Source organism: Acidocella sp. (assembly GCF_013044125.1).
In the GTDB taxonomy this organism is placed as follows: Bacteria; Pseudomonadota; Alphaproteobacteria; order Acetobacterales; family Acetobacteraceae; genus Acidocella.
Window position 1 is genome coordinate 1 of sequence record NZ_JABEVC010000022.1, and the last position, 3,681, is coordinate 3,681.

The following is a 3,681-nucleotide window of genomic DNA, read 5'->3' on the forward strand; positions in this document are numbered from 1 at the left end:
ACGCATCGGCACGTTGCTCAACGAGTTCAAACCACAGGAATGCGCAAACTACTTCAAAAACTCAGGATACGCGTCAAATTAGGTGAAAGAGACTCTAGACGGCCGCTCAAACTACCATTCATACGTCAAAAATATGCCGCTTAATTCTTAGTACCATCGTCATTTTTAAGACGGTATATTTCCTCATTCAACCGTACAATTTCGTTAGCTTTGGCAACATTATCTTTTTCCAAAACAATCGTTGTATCGAAAATTTGATCAATTTTTGGTCGAATTTCCCTAAAGAGCTGGCCATGCGTGCCCTGAAGATTATCAAGCCTTTTCAATAAATTTTTAGTTCTTTCTTTAATCATTGCTGATGTTCTCCTACGCTCAATCACAAGCTTGAACACTTGCAAAGACATCATTGCTGAGATCAGGCCGAACAACAGTAATAATGTCGCAGAAACAGCTGATGCGGATAACGTAACAATTATGTCTGCGATTACCTTCGATTTTACATTAGTAATTTGAGAAAAATTAACTGTAGAAACAAGTTCATAGATTGGAAATACAAAATAGTGATAGAATTCATTAAGACTGATCGATGTCACCCCAAGGAAGACACATCCAAGGAGCATTTTTAACGCAATTCTTCCAAAATGCTCCTCAAATTTTTTGATAAACCCTTCACCCACATCCATATCTTCCCTGAGCCTCCAACCAATTTAAAATCGCTTATTTGGCGCCGCCCCACTCATTCCTTTTCCAGCACAAACCCGCACAAATTGGGGTGCAAGCAAAAAATTAAGCCATACTAACAATGCGTTATAAAACAATCCTCACAAACGCTCCCCGTGGAGCATCGCCGCCTCAGGCCAGCCTGCGCGCCCGCAGCGCCGTTGCCAGCGTGCCCTCGTCCAGCACCTCCAGCGCCCCGCCCATCGGCACCCCCTGCGCCAGCCGCGATATGGGAATCCCAAACCCCTTCAGCCGCTCCGCCAAATAATGCCCCGTCGCCGCGCCATCCACGGTTGCCGGCATCGCCAGAATAATCTCCTCCGGCGGGTCGCGTTCCAGCCGCTCAAGCAAGCTGGCAATCGCCAGATCCTCCGGCCCCCGCCCCGCCAACGCCGAGAGCGAGCCGCCCAACACATGATACGCCCCGCGATAAATCAGCGCCCGCTCCAGCGCCCATAAATCGGCCACCGTTTCCACCACGCAAATCCGCCTCTCGCGCGCCGGGTTCACACAAATCATGCACGGATCGCAGGAATCCAGATTCCCGCAAACCGAGCATGTCCGCACACTCGCCGCCACCGCCTGCAACGCCTCGGCCAGCGGCAGCAACCTCGTCTCGCGTTCACGCAATAATTTCAGCACAATCCGCCGCGCGCTGCGGGGCCCCAGCCCCGGCAGCTTCGCAAATAACCCGATCAGCCGTTCGAGTTCAGGACCACCCATTAAAACGGCAGCTTAAGCCCCGCCGGCAGATTTAACCCGCCCGTGGCGTTCTTCATCTCGGCTTCCGTCAGCTCGTCCAGCTTGCTCTTGGCATCGGCATGCGCCGCCACGATCAAATCCTCCAGCATCTCCGTCTCCGCCGGGTCGGCGAGTTTCGGGTCAACCTTCACCTTTCTCAACGCGCCCTTGCCGCTCAGCGTCACCCGCACCAGCCCGGCGCCAGCCACGCCCTCAACCTCGGTGGCGTCCAGCTTGGCCTGCATATCGGCCATTTTCTGCTGCATCTGCTGCGCCTGTTTCATCAGCCCGGCAATATTCTTCATTCGTCATCTCCTTCATAGAATTCATCCGGCGGTGCCAGCGCCGCCCAATCCGCCGGCATCTCCGGCTCCGCCGCAGCCTCCCCGGGATGCAGTTTCTCAATCTTCGCACCGGGAAATTCAGCTAGAATCGCCAGCACCAGCGGATGCGCCACGGCTGACTGCATCACCTCGCTCTCGGCCTTACCCTCCGCCTGGTCAATCGTCGGCTCGCCCGGCGCGTTGGAGAGCGCGACGGTCCAGCGCCGGTGCGTCTCCGCCTCCAGCAGCGCCGCCAGTTTCCCCGCCAGGTCGCGCGGGGCCTGCGGCTCCAGCCGCAGCTCGATCACCGGCGGCGCGAAGCGCACCAGATGCACCGACTGACGCAGATGCGCGAACAGCGCCACATCCCGCTTGGCTTCCGCCAGCGCCACCACATCCAGGAAGGTGATCGCCCGCGGTGCCGCCTGCATAACCGCCGGCGCCCCATTGGCCACCGCCCGGCTGCCGCCGCCTGATGGCCCCGGCACGGCACCACCCTGCGCCGCCACACCACCCTCGGTAATGCGCTTCAACAACTCGCCGGGCGGCGGCATATCGGCCACATGGCACAGGCGGATGAGGATCATCTCCGCTGCCGCCCGGCGGTCGGGTGCAGCCTCAACCTCCTGCACGCCTTTCAGCAGCATCTGCCACAACCGCCCCAGGAAGGGGATGCTCAACACCCCCGCCAGCGCCGCCCCGCGGGTGCGCTCGGCCTCCGGCAGGGTGGTGCTGGCCATCAGCGCGGGAACAGACTTCATCCGCGTCAGCAGATGCGTCAGCCCCAGCAGATCCGCCAGCAGCACCCCCAGGTCCGCCCCGCGCGCATAGGCGCCATCGGCGATTTCCAGCGCCTTGGCGGCATCGCCCGCCACCAGCGCGTCCATCAGCTCGAACACATAGGAGCGGTCAGCCAGGCCCAGCATTTCCGCCACCATTTCGGCGGTGATCCCGGTTTCATCCTCGCTGCCGCGCGCAATCGCCTGGTCCAGCAGGGAGAGACCATCGCGCACCGAGCCATCCGCCGCGCGGGCGATATGCTCGATCGCGCCCGGTGAAATCGCCACCGCCTCCTTCTGCGCAATGCGGGTGAAATGCGCCGAGAGTTCGCTCACCGCCACCCGCCGCAGGTCAAACCGCTGGCAGCGCGAGAGCACGGTGATCGGCACCTTGCGGATCTCGGTGGTGGCCAGCACGAACTTGATGTGCGGCGGCGGCTCTTCCAGCGTTTTCAGCAGCGCGTTGAACGCCTGCTTGGAGAGCATGTGCACTTCATCGATGATGAACACTTTGGTGCGCGCCGAGAGCGGCTTGAAGCGCGTCGCCTCGATGATCTCGCGCACATCGTCAACCCCGGTGTTGGAGGCAGCGTCCATCTCCACCACATCGGGGTGGCGGTCGGCCAATATGGCGATGCAGTTTTCGCACACGCCGCACGGGTCGGGCGTGGGGCCGCCGGTGCCGTCCGGCCCGGTGCAGTTGAGCGCGCGGGCCAGGATTCGCGCGGTGGTGGTCTTGCCGACGCCACGCACCCCGGTGAGCATGAAGGCATGGGCGATGCGGTTCATCGCGAAGGCGTTGCGCAGGGTGCGCACCAGCGCCTCCTGGCCGATCAGGTCCTTAAAGGTGGTTGGCCGGTATTTGCGCGCCAGCACACGGTAGGCGGCGGCGGGGCTGGGAACTTCCGGCTCGCCGCCAAACAGCGAGGGGCCGGAAAAGGCGGGGGGCGCCGCGTCATCCGCTGTGTCATCATCGAACAAACCCATGCGCGGCAGATAACCTTCTACGAAAAGGAGGTGGGAGGCCGGACAACGACCCATGAGGAAACTCGTTGCGGCTGCTGCCTTCCGGCCCTGACCGGGTTGGCGAGGCTCACGTCCGCCGCCGACCTCCCAGG

At 60.7% G+C, this 3,681-nt stretch carries 4 protein-coding genes and 1 other RNA gene; all 5 read right to left on the reverse strand.

Annotated elements, in window-relative coordinates:
• Positions 1 to 140: 140 nt before the first annotated feature.
• Positions 141 to 683: a hypothetical protein gene (locus HKL97_RS01100; protein WP_291422006.1), complete on the reverse strand. Its 543-nt coding sequence runs from the start codon at positions 681 to 683 to the stop codon at positions 141 to 143.
• Between the two features lie 169 nt (positions 684 to 852).
• A complete protein-coding gene (gene recR, locus HKL97_RS01105) occupies positions 853 to 1,443 on the reverse strand; it encodes a recombination mediator RecR (RefSeq protein ID WP_291422008.1) in 591 nt (196 codons plus the stop codon).
• The gene (locus tag HKL97_RS01110) at positions 1,443 to 1,766 is read right to left on the reverse strand and encodes a YbaB/EbfC family nucleoid-associated protein (RefSeq protein ID WP_291422010.1); all 324 of its coding nucleotides are present in this window, start codon (positions 1,764 to 1,766) and stop codon (positions 1,443 to 1,445) included. The genes recR and HKL97_RS01110 overlap by 1 nt, the downstream gene beginning before the upstream one ends.
• Complete coding sequence (locus tag HKL97_RS01115) at positions 1,763 to 3,550, reverse strand: DNA polymerase III subunit gamma/tau (RefSeq protein ID WP_291422012.1); 1,788 nt, start codon at positions 3,548 to 3,550, stop codon at positions 1,763 to 1,765. The genes HKL97_RS01110 and HKL97_RS01115 overlap by 4 nt, the downstream gene beginning before the upstream one ends.
• Before the next feature lie 29 nt (positions 3,551 to 3,579).
• Positions 3,580 to 3,678, reverse strand: an RNA gene (ffs, locus tag HKL97_RS01120) — signal recognition particle sRNA small type.
• Positions 3,679 to 3,681 lie beyond the last annotated feature (3 nt).